The sequence below is a fragment of the Streptomyces sp. TLI_105 genome, from assembly GCF_900105415.1.
GTDB lineage: Bacteria > Actinomycetota > Actinomycetes > Streptomycetales > Streptomycetaceae > Streptomyces.
The window spans coordinates 1,000,039-1,016,245 of the sequence record NZ_FNSM01000001.1 but is presented as its reverse complement, the minus strand read 5'-3'; the positions used below and the strand labels follow the sequence as shown (position 1 = coordinate 1,016,245).

The following is a 16,207-nucleotide window of genomic DNA, read 5'->3' as shown; positions in this document are numbered from 1 at the left end:
TCGGGGCGGCACTCGCTGCCGTCAGGCCGGTGGGCGTGTCCCGATAGGGGCCTTCGCGACAGGCACCGTCACAGTCCTGACCACCCTGCCGGCCCGGCGACGGCCACCAGCCCTCCGGTTCGATGGCAGGAGACCGATGACCAGTGCCGGCGTGACCCGGCCGACCCGCTTGCACCACCACCACCGCCACCGGGAGGTCGTGCTCGGCGTCGACACGCACAAGGACGCACACGTGGCAGCCGTCGTTTCCACGACCGGCAAGCTGATTGCTTCCTGCAGCTTTTCCGCCACGTCCGACGGCTACCGGCAGCTGCTTGACTGGGCACGCTCGCACGGCACGGTGGACCGAGCGGGAGTGGAGTGCACCGGTTCCTACGGAGCCGCCTTGAGCCGCTTCCTGCGGGGCAGCGGTGTGGGGGTGATCGAGGTGAACCAGCCGGACAAGGCCACCCGGCGCCGCCGGGGCAAGACCGACGCCATCGATGCCGAGGCGGCAGCGCATGCCGTGCTGTCCGGCCGGGCCACCGCGACGGCGAAGCTCGCGGACGGCCCGGCCGAAGCACTCCGGCTCTTCAAAATGGCCAAGGTCTCCGGGGTCAAAGCCCGCACCCAGGCCATCAACCAGCTCCGGGCCGTCCTCGTGACGGCGAATCCAGACCTACGAGAGCCTCTGGACAAACTGACCATTCCCAAGCTCGTCCGTGCCCGCATCGCACTGCCGAAGACCGCGGCCGGCACGGCCACAGCCGCGGCCGTCTTCGCGCTCAGGCTCCTGGCCCGGCGCGTCGAGGAACTCGATGACGAGATCGCAGCCCTGAAACAGCAGATCACCGACGTGATCAGCCGGCACACACCTCAACTGCTCGAGTGCTACGGAGTGGGCCCGGACACCGCGGCAACGCTCCTCATCGCCACAGGCGACACCCCCGAGCGACTCCGCAGCGAGGCCTCCTTCGCCTCGCTCTGCGGCGTCAGCCCGGTCGAAGCCTCCTCCGGCAAGACCCAGCGCAGAAGACTCAACCGCGGTGGCGACCGACAGGCCAACTCGGCCCTCTGCACCATCGTTCTGGCCAGACTGTGCTGGGAGACCCGAAGCCGCAGTTACGTCGAGCGACGCATCGCCGAAGGCAAGACACGACGCGAAGCCATCCGCTGCCTCAAACGCTACGTCGCCCGAGAGCTCTACACGATCATCATCCGAGCCCACACCACGTCCCAGGACCAAGCCCTGGCTGCTTGACATCCATAGGGGCATCAAGCGCGTCTACGTCTTCCACGGCACTGTCGCCGTGGCCTCCATCCGGCTGTGGCTCAGCCCATGATCGGGCGGGCAGACAAAGCAGTGGTCGTCTGATCGGCTTCCCTGCCACGATCGGGGCGTGACCACGTTGTTCCTGATGGTCGGCCTGCCAGGAGCCGGAAAGACCACGCGAGCCCGGCAGCTCGCCGCCGAGCACGGCGCGCTGCGCCTGACGCCCGACGACTGGATGATTCCCCTGTTCGGCGAGGCGGAGGCGGACGGGAAGCGCGACGTGCTGGAGGGGCGCATGCTCTGGCTCGCCTTGGAGGCGGTCAGACTGGGCACCAACGTCGTCGTGGACTACGGCTGCTGGTCACGGGACGAACGCTCTGCGATCCGCTGGCTGGTGGAGGCCGAGGAGGCATGCTTCCGCATGGTCTACCTGCCGGTGGACGATGAGACCCAACGCGCCCGTATCGCCCACCGCTGGGCGACCACCCCAGAGGAGACGTTGCCGATGTCCGAGGCCGACATCATGCACGGGCGGGCGCATTTCGAGGAGCCCGACGCGGCGGAACTGGAGGGCCGCAGGGTCGCCGGCCCGCCGCCCGGGTGGGTCGACTGGCGGGAGTGGGCCGCCGACCGGTGGCCCTCGTTCGCGTGACTGCTGCGGCCCACGACGACTCAGCCGTACCAGGCGTGCCCTGCATCAGCCCGAAATGATCCGCCGGACAGGCCCTAGTGTTTTCGCGTGAGAGCCCGGCCTCAAAGACCTTGGCTGCGCGCCCGATTGATGCCGGCATGAGGTGGCGATAGATGCGGTATGCCATGTTGGTGTTGGAGTGCCCCATCCACTCAGCTGCATCGGTGATGGGGATTCCCCTGGACGGGCAGTTCGAGGCGAAGAAGTGGCGTAGGGAGTACGGGTTCAGCTTCCGTGTGATGCCGGCCCGCTTCCTGGCCGCGCTCCACTGGTGGTCGAGCGTCGTGTGTGCCCGGTAGGCGCTGCGCTGAGTCCGCAGGAGGAAGCCATTCTGGTCCGCGCCGACGTCGTGTGCGTAGCTGAGGAGGGACTCCCGGACCGTGGCCGGCATGGGGACCTCGCGGAAGTCGTCGGCCCTGCGGTGCTTGAGCGGGGAACGCTGGCGGGCCTTCCCCTCGATCTGCTCGGTGATGCGGTACACGTCGTTGGCCACCATCCCTTCGAGGTTGGCTGCGAACGCCTCTCCGTTCCGGTGCCCACACCCGGACATCAGGTCGATGATGACGACGAGAGCCTTGGACCCGACCTCTTTGGGCGCGTGGATCTCCTCCAGCGTGGGGATGGTGATCCGGTTGGGGATGTACTCCGGTGGGACGACGCCCTGGAAGGGGTCGTCGGCATCCCCGAACAGCAGGGGCGGGACCTCCTGCCGCACCTGACCTGGCGCCCCTCGTGCGACCCGTAGGCGGTCGAGGGAGTCAGCCGACCGCGACGGCGTTCCGGGCGCCGTCGAGTTCGTCGGACCAGGCGGGTCCGGCGAAGGCGCTCCCGTACAACCGGGCGCAGCTGCGCTGGTGTTCGGCGTAGGCCGCGCGCAGCCGGGCGGCGTAGTGGGCGCACAGCGCACGGGGCGCCGCGGTCCCCCGCACGGCCGCGTCGATGACGGCGGCGGCGAGGATGCCCGTACGCAGGGCCTGCGCGGTTCCGGTGCCGCTGAGGGGGTCGTAGCGGATGGCTCCGGCCCCCACCAGCAGCCGGCCCGGGGCGTCCCCGGCGGGTGCCGTCGCGGGGGCCGGGTGCAGCAGCGGGGCGGCCGGGACGGCGGCGGCGGACCGGGGCGGGTGGCGCAGGAGCGCCCCGAGACCGGTCTCGGCGGCCAGCCGGGCGAGCAGGGCGACGGGGTCCCCGGCCGGACCGGGCACCATGGCCTGTACGAGGGCGGCGCCGCGCCCCAGCGGGGTGAGCTGCGCCCAGCCCGCTTCGGCGGTGCCGAGGACGGCGGTGCGCTCGTCGGCACCGGGGCGCAGCGGGGCCGTCCCGGCCAGCAACCGCCGCCGCCCGGCGGCCCGTTCGGGCACCGCACGGGCGGTCACCACCCAGCCGGGCGGTCCCTCCGGCGGAGCCGTGCGCCCCTCGTCCGTGCCGTGCTCCGCCAGCCGCTCCCGCATGCGGACGGCCACCTCGGCTCCGTCCACCACCCGGCCGGCCTGCGCGAACCGGGTCGGCGGCCCGTCGCCCCAGCGTACCTGACGGTGCGTCACCTCCCAGGTCCCCTCGAGGAGTCCCGGACCCCACAGGGAGTCCAGCAGCTCCAGGGTCGGCCCGGCGAGCAGCAGTGGCCGAGCCCCCGTGGCGCCCGCCCCCGCCGTGCCCGGCCCGGGCGGCGGCAGCCGGACCCGGTGCCCGCGCCCGGCCAGTAGCCGGGCGCAGGTCAGCTCCGCCAGTCCGGCCCCGCCGATCTCGACGGGGCGGCTCATCCCTGAAGGTCCAGTACGTCCAGCAGAGCCGCGGTTTCGAACTGCTGACTGATCGTGATGTCTCTCAGGTCCCCTTCGAGTTCCCGAATGGCGGCCAGGGTCTCGATCGCCGCGATGGCCGCTTCCCTGGTGGCCTGGCCGTCGGCGAGCTCGGGCGGCAGCTCGCCCGCGCCCGGCGCGAAGGCCGGGGGCAGGGTGAAGCGGGGCGCGATGCCGCGGGTGGCGAGGAGGTGGTTGATCTCGTGGAGGTTCTCCATCGTGACCCGGGCCTGGCCGATCAGCAGACCACCGGCCTGGTCGCCGAGTGCGAAGGTGGCTTGCAGGGTGCCGAGCAGTGCCGCGTAGTACCGGTCGCTGAGGTCGAGCAGCGCCCGGCCCAGCTCGTCCTGCGCGCCCGGCTGCCGCAGGGGTCGCAGGTACACGAGGGGATCGAGGCCCGCCAAGTGCTCCTTCACCGCGGTGAACCGACGGAAGTGCTCCTCGCCCTCGTCGATGACGAGCTTGATCAGGTGGGCCAGCCTGTCGGCCTCGGGGAACACGTCCGGCTGCTTGATGATGCTCCGGTGCAGCTGGACGTACATGCCGTCGAGGCCGGTGCCCACCTGCTGGCTGGGGGCCTCCACGTCGATGAACCACTGCAGTTGCGCGGGTGTCAGCGGGCGGAGCTCGAAGGGGTGGACCGTGTCGCGCACGATCTCCGCCGCCCGCCCGACGACGGGCTTCTCGCCCAGGGTGCCGAGGGCCTCGTTCACCCAGCGCAGGTGCCGCATCTCGTCGACCGCGACCTCGAACACCTCGAAGGCCGCGGCGTGGATCCGCCGCATCAGCCGACTCGCCGAATCCGGCAGCTCCCTGGGCGCGTTGAGCGAGTAGTGCGCGTACAGGTACTCCACGCTCAGTGCGTGCTCGACGGTGGCCAGTGACTTGAGCCTGCTGATCACGGTCGCCCGGTCGAGGAGCGGGATGTCGGGCGGCACCGGGTTGCCGATGCTGTCGTCCTCGCGGTCGTTGAGCACCACGGGCAGCACCTGCCAGTCGGAGATCAGCCGGGGGTAGCCGAGCTCCAGCCGCCTGCGCGGGCTGCCGAGGTCCAGTGCGTCCGTGTCGAGGTCCGGGACCGGTGTGCGGTCCGCGCGCAGGAAGTTCATCTGCGGGATGCTCTCGTCGGCGTTGCCGGCGACGTCGGGTTTCGAGGCGGCCCAGTAGAAGCAGCCGCAGTCACGGAAGTCGTACTGCCAGGGGGCGCACAGGCTGCGGGTGAGGTCTCCCGGCTGGTACACCTCCGGGTCGATGACCCCGTTCTCGTCCAGGTACCGGGCCCGGTCCGAGACCAGCACGGCCAGCTGGAACCGGCCGTCGGGGGCACGGCGGACGAAGCTCTCACCGCTCATGCGCAGGGCGTTGAGGTTGCCGACCGCGGCGGCTCCGAGCGTGGCGACGGTTGTCTGGCGCCCCAGCAGGAGTACGGCGATCCGGCCCGGCAGCAGATCGTGCACCTGCCGCCAGACATCCAGGCCGTCGCGTTCACGGCAGTCGACCGGCTCGACCTGGGCGTCGGTCTGGTCCACCCGGGTCCGGCCGCACACGGCCCCGATGAAGACCTGGTTGTCGCCCGTCAGGTCCGCCGTGGTCAGCCCGTGGGCGGCGGCCACCCCGCCGGTCACCTCCAGCGCCCGGGAACCGTTGTAGCGGTGGAAGTCGAAGAGCATCCCGGGGAAGAAGGCCTTGTCGAGGTTGCGCTGGTCGAACTCGAGCCCCGGGAAGCAGTTGTCGACCCCGCTCTCCGGGCGGGTGTTGGAGGGGTTGCCGCGTACGACGTGGTCGGCCCGCGCGGTGAGGTTGCGCGGGAGGATCTTCCCAGTGGGAGTCGGCAGGTCGGGCATGGACGGGCTCCTTCGGGCCTTCAGACGGTGCTGGCACTGCTCGTGAGCGGGGCCGCCGCGGACCGCTGCTCGAAGAACTCGGGTGCGGCCTGGCCGAGTTCGACGTAGGCGCGCAGGCAGAAGGACAGCCAACCGCGGATGTAGTCGCAGCCGGGCCGGCCCCGTCGGCTGACCTCGTGGTAGCAGCCGCCGCCGCACAGGTAGCGGGCCCAGCAGGACCGGCAGGGCTCCTGCCGGTCCACGTGGCGTTCGGCCAGGTGCCGTTGCCGGGCGGCGGTGTCGGGTCCGGCGGCCAGTGAGCCCATGGCGAAGGCGGGGTCGTCGACCAGCCGGTGGCAGGCGTAGAGGCCCCCTTCCGCGGAGGCGCTGAGGTAGCCCGCGCCGGCCCCGCAGGGGTAGGGGCGGTGGGCGCCCCGGTGCAGCTGCTCCATGGCGGTCTGGAAGTTGCCGAACGGGTAGGCGCGGCCGGCCGACAGCTCCGCAAGGGCCCGTTCGCCGCAGGCGGTCATCTGCTCGAGGAAGCCCGCGAAGGCCTCGGCGGTGATCTCGTACGCGGGGTCCGGGGCGCTGACCACCGCACCGAACCCGACCTCGTCGAAGCCGAGCGCGATGCCGTGCTCCAGGATGTCCAGGAGGCGGCCGGTGTACGGGGTGACGCTGACGCGCGCGGAGAGGTGGCGGGGGCGGCCGTGGCGGGCGAGCGTGTCGAGCCCGGCCCGCAGCCGGTCGTATGCGCTGGCTCCGCCGGGCGCCCTGCGCAGGGCGTCGTGGCCGGTCCGGTCGCCGTCCAGGCTGACCGTGACGGTGAACGGGTGCTCCGCGAACAGTGCCGCGTCGTCGGGCCGTACGGTCGTCAGGTTGGTGGTGAGCGCGAAGCGGACCCGGTGCCCGGTGGTGGCCCCCGCCCGGACGGCGTACCGGACCACCTCGTGCACCAGGTCGCGGGCGAGCAGCGGTTCGCCGCCCATGAAGCCCACGACGACGTCCGAGCCGGGCGCCGCCTCGGCCAGCAGCCGGTCCACCGCCGCGTACGCGGTGGCCCGGGGCATCGCCCGGGCGCTTCCCCCGAACCGGCCCTCGTCGGCGTAGCAGTGACCGCAGCTCAGATTGCAGGCCTGCATCACGTTGAGGGAGATCGAGGACAGCGGAGGCGGTGCGAGGGGAGTGCCGTCGATCCGCGGTGCCCCCCAGAGCGGGAGGTCCAGTGTGCGCCCCAGCTCGTCGAGGGAGCCCTCCGAGGCGGAGAGCCACTCCTCCAGCCGGACCGCCGTCGCCTCGGGCAGGTCGTACAGACGGCTGCCGTCGGCGACGAAGAGATGGGCCCCGTGCGCACTCCGGAAGGCCCGCACCTGCGCTCCGGGCCCGGCCGGCAGCGGGCTCGTGGTCTGTGCGGGGACGTCCGGGGGCCGCCGCCCGATCTGCAGGAGTACGGTCACGTGCCCGGCTCCGTCCTGTCACGCAGGCCCTGGGCCCAGGCGGTCAGCAGGTCGTACTGCCGTCGGGTCAGGTGCAGCGGTCCAGCGTCGGCACCGCGCATCCCGATCGGCATGCGGCGGTCGGTGTAGCTGGGCGGCAGGTCCTCGGCCGGTGGCCGTACCACGCGGTCGAGCAGATCGGGCTGCTCACGCACCATGTCTTCCAGAGCCTCGAGGGCGACGAAGCGGCGGTGGCGCCGACGACCGCGGTCGGTGAGCGCGAGGAGAACGCCGGTCAGCGGTTCGGGAACCGTCCACGCGACCCCTTCGTAGGTGTCGAGGACGCGCTGGTTCTGCACGTCCACGTTCATGTTGCCCATCGTTTCGAGGACCCGTTCGAAGAGATCACGGATCTCCAGCGCGGTCTGTCCCTCGTCGGCGATGTAGGAGGGGTCGCTCACTTCGGCGCGCTTGACCCGGTCGGCGAGTCCGTCCGCGAGGGAGACGAAGGGCCTGCGGTCCGGTGCGAAGTCGGGCGGGCTGACCACGATGCGGGCGGTGGCGGTGAGACCTCCCGGCAGGGTCACGGCGACCGTGCCGTCGCAGACGTCGTCGACCATGCCCAGGCTGGCCTGGATCTGCCGCTCCGCGCCCGCGAACAGGCCGGGGGGCGAGGTCCGTTCATCATCTCTGATGTCTCTGAGCTTCAACCGGCACCACTGCGCGGCCGGATTGAGGATGAGCCGCTCCTGCGGGAGCTGGTACCCGGTGTTCGCGGCGAGCTCGGCCAGGTTCGTCGGCCCGTACACGAATCCTTTCCCCGGGGTGAACCGCAGCCGGAGTTCGGGGAGTTCGGCGTTCGGCGCGGGCACCTGGACCGAGCCGAGCGGGAGGGACTTGCCGGCCGGGACGAGCGGGTTGGCGGTGCCCTGCGGGGAGTGCCCGGCGAGCGGGTGCCGCTGGTGGTCGTCGCCACGGACCTCGGCCCGGGCCTCGACGCGGTCGTCCTGCCGCTGGGTGATGTGGTGGGCCTTGAGGTTGGCGACGGAGACCTGCCAGCGCACGTCGCCGAGGCCCAGCCCGAAGCCGGCGAGCACGTCGGCGGTGAGGACCCCCGTGCGCTGCTCGCCGTCGGCGGTGGTCCAGCTGCCGTGCACCTCGAAGAACGGGCACACCGGCCGCCAGCCGTCCGCGTCCTTGAACCGGACCTTCTGCGGCATCCGCGTGGTCAGGCTGCCGTCGGCGGCGAGGTCGAGGCTCTCCACCGGCTCCACGGTGGTCTTGCCCGTACCGCGCGGGGTCAGGTCGCTGGGTCCGTAGCGGTAGTTGTCGCACGGCATCGGCGAGGAACCCAACCGGGCGATGGCGAGGGGTGGTTGAAGCCAGATACGGTCGATCACCGGCACCTCCTGGCGGGCGTGCCGCCGACGGGGCGGCGGCGTACGGCCGACCCCGGAGCGCGGTCCACCCCGTGCGGTAGAGTTACGGGACGTAATCAAACATACGAGTATCGTCACCCTGTGTCACGCGCGACACGGCGGACCGCGGCCGGTCTCCGTCACCGGCGGGACGCGACCGCGCGTGCCGTCAGTCCGCCTCCGTGACGGTGCCGGACCAGGTGCCGGACGGGTGGCCGTCCGACTCCATGCCCCAGGGCTCGCACCGCTCCCACGGGTACGCGCCGCTGGCGGCGTACTGCCGCGCCAGTTCGAGGAAGACGTCGCCGCGGCCCGCGTCGGCCGCCTCGCGAGTCGGCCGGGTCGCCGCCCGTGGTCCCTGGCGGCGTGCCGGAGCCGTGCGGCCGCGCCGAGGGATTCCAGCTCCCCGGCCTCGCCGTCCGCGCAGCCGGGGTACGCCAGCACATGGCGGACGCCCTGCAGCGCCACCACGCGTGGATCCGCGAGCACGGCGTGGACATGCCCGAGGTCACGGACTGGACGTGGGACAGCTAGTACTCCAGCAGGATTTCGGTGTCTGACCTGGTCTTTCGTCGGGTGACGGGAGTGTGGCGGGACTTCGGTCGTGCGGGCCCGGTCTCACGGAGACCACCCTCGATCGTGCGACAACGCCGCAGGTGGCGACAGCGGCGGGGCAGCCTCCGAGGGTGATCACCGAGCATGCCGCCGCGCAGTGGGACCTCGAACTGGACGATCTCTCCCTGGCCGTCGGGCATCGCTTCGGCCGAGTCGAGCTCCGCCGCCGCATGCGTGACTACGTGCGCGGGTTGCTCGCCCCGGTGGCCCGGAAGAACAGCTGGCAGCTGGCCGAGCAGGCCGGCCACCGCACGCCCGACGGCCTGCAGAACCTCCTTGCCGGAGCGAAGTGGGAACCCGATGACATCCGAGACGACCTGCAGGAGTACGTCGCCGACAAACTCGGCGAGGACGGCGGCGTGCTGATCATCGACGACACCGGGTTTATCAAGAAGGGAACCACCTCGGCCGGGGTCCAGCGCCAGTACTCCGGAACCGCCGGCCGGACCGAGAACTGTCAGATCGGCGTCTTCGCCGCCTACGCCTCCGCCCGCGGCCGGGCCCTGGTCGACCGCGAGCTTTACCTCCCGAAGTCCTGGACCGAGGACCGGGAACGCTGTCGCACCGCAAGGGTCCCCGACGAGCGGGAGTTCGCCACCAAGGGCGAACTGGCCCGGCACATCGTGCTGCGGGCCCTCGCCTCGCCGCTGCCCATCTCCTGGGGCGCCGCAGATTCCGCCTACGGTCAGGACAACCGGTTCCGCCGGCTACTGGAACAGTCAGGTGTCGGCTATGTGCTGGCGGTCCCCAAGTCACAGTTCAGTGTGGGCTGTTCACGGATCGATGTTCTGTTCGCGCAGGCCCCGGACGAAGCGCGGGATGAGATCTCATGCTACGACGGCGCGAAGGGCCCCGCGTCTACCACTGGGCAGCGGTGCGGTTGCCGGCCGTCGCCGAGTTCGACTACCAGGGCGAGGTCCCCCCAGCGGATGCGCTGGGCGCCGGCCCGGCGCAGCATCAGCAAACCCGATGAGATCGCCTACTACCTCGCCTACGCACCCCTTCACGTCCCTGTCCAGGAGCGGGAGCCGGCGATCTGGGCCAGCTCGGCGATCTCGGCGTCGACGGGAGCGTAGGTGAGGTAGTAGGCGATCTCGCCGGGGTCGGAGATGCTGCGGCGGGCCATGACCCAGCGGTGATGTGCCGGCGGGTCGGGATCGAAGATGAGGTTGGCGGGCAGCTTGGCCGTGGCCCAGTCATAGACTCGTGGCCCCTTTGCTCCGTTGCCGCAGGACAGCCGTTGCTTCTTCGATGAGCTGGTCAATGCGCCAGATACCGGCCAGGGACTTGATCTGCTGGGATTTCGGCACCGCCACCACGTAGCCGATGTCGAGTTGCTCGAGCAGGCGGCGGAAGTGCCAGTCCTGTCCGTAGGCCTCGTCCGCGGTGACCCATGCGGCGGGCAGGCCGGCGGTGAGGCAGCGGCGGACGATGTCCCGGGCCAGTTCGCCCTTGGTCGCAAAGCCCCGCTCGTCAGGGATCTTCGCGGCCCGGCAGCGTTCGCGGTCGGATGTCCAGGCTTTGGGCAGGTAGAGCTCCCGGTCCACCAGGGCCCGGCCCGAGCCGTTCGGCGACATAGTCGCGCATGTCGTCGTGCAGGCGCTGAGGCTTGAAATGGCGGCCGCGGTAGGGGTCGTGTTTCGTTTGGAGACCCGCGACCATGGGCTTCAGGGCCTGGCTGTCATGGGTGTCGGCGGCCGATACGCCGACGAGGAGGGGCAATCCGTTCGCGTCCGACAGGACGTGCATCTTGGAACCCGGCTTGCCCCGGTCCACAGGGCTCGGACCGATGAGTTCACCCCCTTTTCCCGCCCGGACGTGGGCGGAGTCGAGCGCCGCCCGGGACAGGTCGAGCAGGCTGGCGTCGTCGAGGCGGTGCAGGATCTCCTCGTGCAGCCGGCCCCACACTCCGGCACGGGACCAGATCAGGAACCGGCGATGGGCTGTCGACTTCGAGACCCCGAAGCAGGGTGGCAGCCCGCCAGGCGCAGCCGGACACCAGCACGTAGATGATCGCGGCGAACAGCGTTTCATCAGGCGTGTCCTGCGTCCCGCCGCCCTGTGGCCGTACCTTCGACGGCGGGATCAGTGGCTTCGCGATTTCCCACAGCCCGTCCGGAACAATCCAACTCCACGTACCCCGCCCCATGACGGTCTCAGCGACCGTCTCACCACATAGGGCACGGTCTTATGACTCATGAGGGCCGTTCGCCCTCCGTCCACCCCACCGCCTATGTCGCTCCGACCGCCACGCTGTGCGGGGACGTGCGCGTGGGTGCCGGGTGCTGTTCGGTGCGGTGCTCACCGCCGAGGGCGGACCGGTGGAGCTGGGCGAGGGCGGCATCGTGATGGAGAACGCGGTCCTGCGCGGCACCCGACGGGACCCGCTGGTCCTGGGACGGCAGGTCCTGGTGGGCCCCACCTCCTACCTGACCGGCTGCCGGGTCGAGGACGAGGTCTTCCTGGCCACCGGCAGCCGCGTCTTCAACGGGGCACGGATCGGGACCCGCTCCGAGGTGCGGATCAACGGCGTCGTGCACCTGCGCACCGTGCTGCCCGCCGGCTCGACGGTGCCGATCGGCTGGGTCGCCGTCGGCGACCCGGTGCGCATCCTTCCGCCGGAGGACCACGACGGGATCTGGGCGGTGCAGAAGGACCTGGACTTTCCCGGATACGTCTTCGGCCTGGACCGCCCCGCCGGTGGCGAGAGCCTGATGCCGGCCGTCTCCGAACGCTTCGGCCGCGCCCTCGGCCGCCACAGCGACGACCGACAGATCTGAGCCCCGCCGGCAGGGCTCGGCTCCACCGGCCACCGCTCGGCGGCACCAAGCACACCGCGATGAGTGCCCATGGAGCCGGTGGCCCTGCCCCAGCAGCCCCGCAGAGCTCCTTACGCCGATCGCACACGAGCACACCGTGGAAGCGCACCCTCTCGGCCGTGACACCGGGCGGACCGTTCACCGGCGTGATGCGTCGGTGGCGTGGTGGCGGGTGCGGGGGATGTCTGCCGCCTCTGCGGTGCCCGGCGATGCGGGAGTCGGCGTCACCTCGATCACGTCGACGAGCCTGCGCAGCTTGTGCTGGGCGCGCAGGGCGTCGGATTGTGCCACGCATACGACGGCTGTGGTCGTGTTCGCCGGTGAGGTGGTGTAGGTCAGGTCCAGCACGTGGTGGTTGTTGAGCGTGGCGGCGAGCCGGGCGAGTGTTCCGTGGCCGGGGCGGAGCGTGACGGTGAGTCGGGTGTGTTCCATGGGGTGGTGGTCCTGTTCACGGGGGCCGTGGTGGGGCCGGAAAATGGAAAAGACCCCTCGCGAGGTGCGAGAGGTCTGCGTGCGGGCGGTGAGCGCGGGGAGGGTCACTCCCTCGGGCTCGGTGCCGGCACGCTGCCGCTGATAATCAGCTGCTGCTGCATGCCCGGCATGCTGGCACAATCCGGCCGTAGCCCGGAAGGCCATCTCATACTGCGGGCGGCCTGAGAGGGGTGGCCCCTGCACCGAAGGGGCCACCCCTCTCAGGCGGCTGCTGGTTCAGTGCATTGATGCCGGCAGCCGCAGACGGCCGTCGTGGACTTCGGCGACCCGATCGAGGCGGCCCGGATCATCCAGTTCGCCGACCGGCTGCTGCGCCAGGTGGATTGGGCCCGGGCCAGGAACAGCTGATGCTGAGCCCCGATCCCGGCATCATCCAACCGGCCCGGAGGCTTGCGGCGGCCTGATGGTTTCCTGCGGTCGTGATCACGGGGCGGGTAGACGACGGGCGGGGTCGATGACGAGCTGTCCGGCCGCGCCCGTCGGGGTCGAGCTGCTCCAGGAGCTGGAACGGCTCGACCGTCTCGCGGGCCTCGGCGTGGGTGAGCAGAGCGAGGCGGGGATCGTCGGAGTAGGTGCCGGTTCCAGGCTCGGTGTCATGGTCCACGCCGTCTTTAACGGCACCCGCCCCGGCCAGGGCACGGGACGGACGATGCGGGCCGTCCCCTACGCGGGTCAGGCCGCTCCGGCCACCTGCAGACCGCCCTCGTGGGTCCAGCTCTTCACCGGGCGCGTCTCGCCGTCGATGGTCGACGCTCAACAGCACAACTAGGGTCTTTCGTTTGGATCAGGCCGGATCAGTGAGCGGGGTCTGGTGCCGTGGATCGCAAGGCGGAGGAGGGAGCCATGCCGACCGACGGCAACGCGGCGAGGTGCGGCACCAGGGCACGCGAGCCCGGCAAGATCCACACGAGAGGACCTAGGCACCTCGGGACAGCCGAAAGGGGCACCCGGCCTGGAACTTCAGGCCGGGCGCCCTTTCGCGGGGGCGTGCACGTCAGGACACAGAGGCGCTGTTCGCCGCGGGTGTGCCGGCCAGGATCGTCTCCTCCACCGCTTCGTACCGCATGTGCTGGTCGGCCGGGTCACGTTCGTAGAGCACCGTGCCGAGCCAGCCCGCGAGGAAGCCCAGCGGGGCCGAGAGGATGCCCGACGTGGTGAACGGGAACCAGTTGAAGTCCTGGCCCGGGAAGATCGCCTGGGGCGATCCGGACACCAGATTGCTGCCGGTCATGAGGATGCACGCGGAGGCGCTGCCCACGATGAGGGTGCAAAGCAGTCCCGTACGGGAGTAGCGGCGCCAGAAGAGACTGTAGACGAGGGCCGGTGCGACCGCGGACGCGCCGATGCAGAACGACAGGGTGAGCAGTGCCTGAAGGTTCAGATGCCGTGCACCGGCGGCGATCGCGATCGCCACGAGCCCGACGCCCGCCGCGGCGATCCGGGCGATGGCCATCTCCGCGGAGCCCTTCAGTCGCGCCTTTCGGCGCAGCCCGTGCGTGATGAGGTCGTGCGCCAGGGTGTTGGCGCAGGCGAGGGTGATCCCGGCGACCGAGGCCAGCAGGGTGAGGAAGACGGCTGTCGCCACGGCCGTGAACAGCAGGGTCTCGACGGCCGTCTGGTCGGTCCCCATGATGGCCTGGCTGACCATGAGGAACGCCGTCTTGCCCTGCGGGTCGCCGGCGACGATCCCCTGGTGGCCGACGATCGCCGCCGCGCCGAAGCCGATGACGGCGATCAGCAGACAGGTCACGACGACGGTCGACACGGCCCAGGACATCGAGCGCCGCACGGCTGCCGCGCTGCGCGCGGTGAACATGCGCATGGTGATGTGGGGGAGCACCGCGGCGCCGAGCACGACCGTCAACTGGGTGCTGATCATGTCGAGTTCGTTGCCGCCGAACTGCAGACCGGAGGCGAGATAGGCGTCTCCCGCCCCGCTGCCGCGCTTGGCGGCGTCCAGCAGGGAGGGCAGGCTGAAGTCGAAGCGGTGGAGGATGAGCGCGGCGATCGCGAGGGACGCGCCGAGCAGGGCGACGGTCTTGACGATCTGGATGAACGCGGTGCCCTTCATGCCGCCGATCGCCGCGTACGCGATCATCAGCAGGCCCAGGAACACGATCGCCCCGGTCTTGAAGCCGTCGGAGTCGAAGCCGAGGACGACGGAGAGGAGATCGCCCGCGCCCGCGAGCTGGAAGATCACCAGCGGCAGCAGCGCGGTCAGGGTCACGGCGGCCGTGACGATCCGCACGGCGGGGCCGGGGAGACGCCGGGTGAGGACGTCGCCGATCGTGAACCGGCCGGCGTTACGCAGCGGTTCGGCGAGCAGGAACATCATCAGGACCAGCGAGAGCACGGTGCTCAGGGCGAGAGTGACGCCGTCGTAGCCGACGAGCGCGATGATGCCGATGGTGCCGAGCACGGTGCCGGCGGAGATGTAGTCGCCGGCGATCGCGAGGCCGCTCTGCACGGGGGACAGCGAGCGGTAGCCGGTGTAGAAATCGCCCAGGTCGTCACGGTCGGGGCCGGTCATCACGCACAGCAGCAGCGTGACGGTGATGACCGCGATGAACGCGATCAGCGACATGGTCTGGGCCTCGGAGCTGAAGCTGGTCATGCGCGCGCACCTCCGGTGGGCTGCTGCCACACGGGACGTCCGGAGCGGCTCTGGCGTTCCGTCCGGGGCGCGGCTGCCGCGGCCGCCCGCTCGGCGCGTTCGCGGATCGCCGCGGCGAGCGGGTCGACGCGGCGGCGCGCGATCCGCTCGTACAGCGCGATCGCAGCCAGCGCCACGGGCAGCTGGAGGAGCCCCAGGACCAGACCGGTGGTGAGACCACCGGTGATGTTGCTGGTCATCATCGAGGGGGCGTAGCCGGACAGGAAGAGGAAGATGACGAAGTAGCCGAGCGCGGTGAAGGTGGCGACGCGACGGAGCCTGCGGTAAGCCGATCCGAGCCGGTGCAGATCATCACGATCGTCGGTGGCAGCGGGCGGTTGCGGCTGCCAGGACGCGTCCCAGGGCTGCTGCGCGGAGCCCCAGCCCTGCGGCGAGGAGTCCCACGCTCGCGGGGACGAGTCCCAGGCTGCCTGTGGATCGGTATCCCAGGACGGCGATCCATCCTCCCAGGACTGCGACGCCGCCTCTTGGCGGTGCCGCCCGGCATTCCGGTGCTGGGGTAGGGGCGGTGGGCCGGGGAAAGGCTGGTGGTACGACATCGATCTTGCTCCTTGCCGCCCCGGGGAACGGGCGGGTGGCGCTGGTGGTCCGCGTACGTTACTCATGGGTATAGCCCTTGCGTAAGGGGTTTCCGACCGCTCGGTATGTCGGTTCGGTGACGATCCTGTGCGGGTGGCGACGAAACCGGCGATAACCTCCGTCGTGGATCTTTCCGCAGGTCACGGGTGAGTCTCGGGCCGCCCCTGGGGCCAGGCAGGCCGCTCGGCGCGACCGGTCCGGCGAATGTGCCGGGCGGGCCGACGATGTGGTCGGGTGGATGCCCTCGGCTGCCCCGGCCCGGATCGGCCTGGCCTGCTGCCGATGGGAGGAACGCCTCCGCCCAGGTCTCCGCCCGCCAGCAGCACCGGCCGGCACCCCGCGGCCTGATCGTCCCGGGCCTGGCGCTCGCGTCGGTCGGCCTTGCGCTCCTGTCCGGCGTCGAGGCCGGCGGCTCCTACGCCACCCACCGGCTGCCCGGCATCCTCCTCATCGGCTTCGGCTTCGGCTTCGGTCTCGCCTTCATGCCGCTCTTCGCCACCGCGACCGGAGGCATCTCCCCGCAGGACTCCGGCGGGAGCTCGGCATCCTCACGCCCCAGGGTCTTTCGTTCGGATCAGGCCGGATCAGTGAGCGGGGTCCGGTGCCGTGGAT

The 16,207-nt window shown here is 71.0% G+C and carries 13 protein-coding genes and 3 pseudogenes; 6 read left to right on the top strand and 10 right to left on the bottom strand.

The window, feature by feature from the left end; genetic code table 11:
• Positions 1–136: 136 nt before the first annotated feature.
• On the top strand, positions 137–1,240 hold the full coding sequence (locus tag BLW86_RS04710) for an IS110 family RNA-guided transposase (RefSeq protein ID WP_093872834.1): 1,104 nt from the start codon (positions 137–139) through the stop codon (positions 1,238–1,240).
• 139 nt (positions 1,241–1,379) lie between these two features.
• Complete coding sequence (locus BLW86_RS04705; RefSeq protein ID WP_093872833.1) at positions 1,380–1,904, top strand: P-loop nucleotide/nucleoside kinase family protein; 525 nt, start codon at positions 1,380–1,382, stop codon at positions 1,902–1,904.
• A 199-nt stretch (positions 1,905–2,103) separates the two neighbouring features.
• On the opposite strand, the pseudogene BLW86_RS43965 reads toward BLW86_RS04705, so the two are convergent.
• The 5 genes and pseudogenes from BLW86_RS43965 to BLW86_RS04680 all read right to left on the bottom strand — a co-directional run.
• Positions 2,104–2,493: pseudogene (locus BLW86_RS43965) on the bottom strand (tyrosine-type recombinase/integrase); the annotation flags it as partial.
• Between the two features lie 208 nt (positions 2,494–2,701).
• The gene (locus tag BLW86_RS04695; protein WP_093872831.1) at positions 2,702–3,700 is read right to left on the bottom strand and encodes a hypothetical protein; all 999 of its coding nucleotides are present in this window, start codon (positions 3,698–3,700) and stop codon (positions 2,702–2,704) included.
• Positions 3,697–5,583, bottom strand: coding sequence for a LodA/GoxA family CTQ-dependent oxidase (locus tag BLW86_RS04690; protein ID WP_093872830.1), 1,887 nt, complete (start codon positions 5,581–5,583; stop codon positions 3,697–3,699). Before BLW86_RS04690 ends, BLW86_RS04695 begins: the two co-directional genes overlap by 4 nt.
• Positions 5,584–5,603: 20 nt before the next feature.
• Positions 5,604–7,019, bottom strand: a complete 1,416-nt coding sequence (locus BLW86_RS04685) for a radical SAM/SPASM domain-containing protein (protein ID WP_093872829.1) — start codon at positions 7,017–7,019, stop codon at positions 5,604–5,606.
• A complete protein-coding gene (locus BLW86_RS04680; RefSeq protein ID WP_093872828.1) occupies positions 7,016–8,398 on the bottom strand; it encodes a hypothetical protein in 1,383 nt (460 codons plus the stop codon). Before BLW86_RS04680 ends, BLW86_RS04685 begins: the two co-directional genes overlap by 4 nt.
• A gap of 417 nt (positions 8,399–8,815) precedes the next feature.
• Between BLW86_RS04680 and BLW86_RS40765 the strand changes: the two are divergent.
• Both BLW86_RS40765 and BLW86_RS04675 read left to right on the top strand, forming a co-directional pair.
• Positions 8,816–8,950 (top strand): annotated as a pseudogene (locus tag BLW86_RS40765) (hypothetical protein); the annotation flags it as partial.
• A 152-nt stretch (positions 8,951–9,102) separates the two neighbouring features.
• A complete protein-coding gene (locus tag BLW86_RS04675; RefSeq protein ID WP_256341213.1) occupies positions 9,103–10,107 on the top strand; it encodes an IS701 family transposase in 1,005 nt (334 codons plus the stop codon).
• A 120-nt stretch (positions 10,108–10,227) separates the two neighbouring features.
• On the opposite strand, the gene BLW86_RS04670 is transcribed toward BLW86_RS04675, so the two are convergent.
• The gene (locus BLW86_RS04670) at positions 10,228–10,608 is read right to left on the bottom strand and encodes a transposase (RefSeq protein ID WP_256341212.1); all 381 of its coding nucleotides are present in this window, start codon (positions 10,606–10,608) and stop codon (positions 10,228–10,230) included.
• Between the two features lie 10 nt (positions 10,609–10,618).
• A pseudogene (locus tag BLW86_RS04665) lies at positions 10,619–11,180 on the bottom strand (IS5 family transposase); the annotation flags it as partial.
• 133 nt (positions 11,181–11,313) lie between these two features.
• Between BLW86_RS04665 and BLW86_RS04660 the strand changes: the two are divergent.
• Entirely contained in the window at positions 11,314–11,811 is a 498-nt protein-coding gene (locus BLW86_RS04660) for a gamma carbonic anhydrase family protein (RefSeq protein ID WP_218138006.1), read from the top strand.
• Positions 11,812–11,988: 177 nt separating this feature from the next.
• Here the strand turns inward: BLW86_RS04660 and BLW86_RS04655 are convergent, their stop codons facing one another.
• Positions 11,989–12,282: a hypothetical protein gene (locus tag BLW86_RS04655; RefSeq protein ID WP_093872827.1), complete on the bottom strand. Its 294-nt coding sequence runs from the start codon at positions 12,280–12,282 to the stop codon at positions 11,989–11,991.
• A 514-nt stretch (positions 12,283–12,796) separates the two neighbouring features.
• Here BLW86_RS04655 and BLW86_RS04650 point away from each other — a divergent pair.
• The gene (locus BLW86_RS04650) at positions 12,797–13,111 is read left to right on the top strand and encodes a hypothetical protein (protein WP_093872826.1); all 315 of its coding nucleotides are present in this window, start codon (positions 12,797–12,799) and stop codon (positions 13,109–13,111) included.
• Between the two features lie 225 nt (positions 13,112–13,336).
• Here the strand turns inward: BLW86_RS04650 and BLW86_RS04645 are convergent, their stop codons facing one another.
• A complete protein-coding gene (locus BLW86_RS04645; RefSeq protein ID WP_093872825.1) occupies positions 13,337–14,956 on the bottom strand; it encodes a sodium/solute symporter in 1,620 nt (539 codons plus the stop codon).
• A complete protein-coding gene (locus BLW86_RS04640; protein WP_093872824.1) occupies positions 14,953–15,555 on the bottom strand; it encodes a DUF485 domain-containing protein in 603 nt (200 codons plus the stop codon). Before BLW86_RS04640 ends, BLW86_RS04645 begins: the two co-directional genes overlap by 4 nt.
• Positions 15,556–16,207 lie beyond the last annotated feature (652 nt).

Excerpts from the sequence above, each read along its gene's own strand:
- BLW86_RS04645 (WP_093872825.1), bottom strand. The coding sequence starts at position 14,956 with ATGACCAGCTTCAGCTCCGAGGCCCAGACCATGTCGCTGATCGCGTTC.
- BLW86_RS04710 (WP_093872834.1), top strand. The coding sequence starts at position 137 with ATGACCAGTGCCGGCGTGACCCGGCCGACCCGCTTGCACCACCACCAC.
- BLW86_RS04695 (WP_093872831.1), bottom strand. The coding sequence starts at position 3,700 with ATGAGCCGCCCCGTCGAGATCGGCGGGGCCGGACTGGCGGAGCTGACC.
- BLW86_RS04650 (WP_093872826.1), top strand. The coding sequence starts at position 12,797 with ATGACGAGCTGTCCGGCCGCGCCCGTCGGGGTCGAGCTGCTCCAGGAG.
- BLW86_RS04640 (WP_093872824.1), bottom strand. The coding sequence starts at position 15,555 with ATGTCGTACCACCAGCCTTTCCCCGGCCCACCGCCCCTACCCCAGCAC.
- BLW86_RS04690 (WP_093872830.1), bottom strand. The coding sequence starts at position 5,583 with ATGCCCGACCTGCCGACTCCCACTGGGAAGATCCTCCCGCGCAACCTC.
- BLW86_RS04670 (WP_256341212.1), bottom strand. The coding sequence starts at position 10,608 with ATGTCGCCGAACGGCTCGGGCCGGGCCCTGGTGGACCGGGAGCTCTAC.
- BLW86_RS04655 (WP_093872827.1), bottom strand. The coding sequence starts at position 12,282 with ATGGAACACACCCGACTCACCGTCACGCTCCGCCCCGGCCACGGAACA.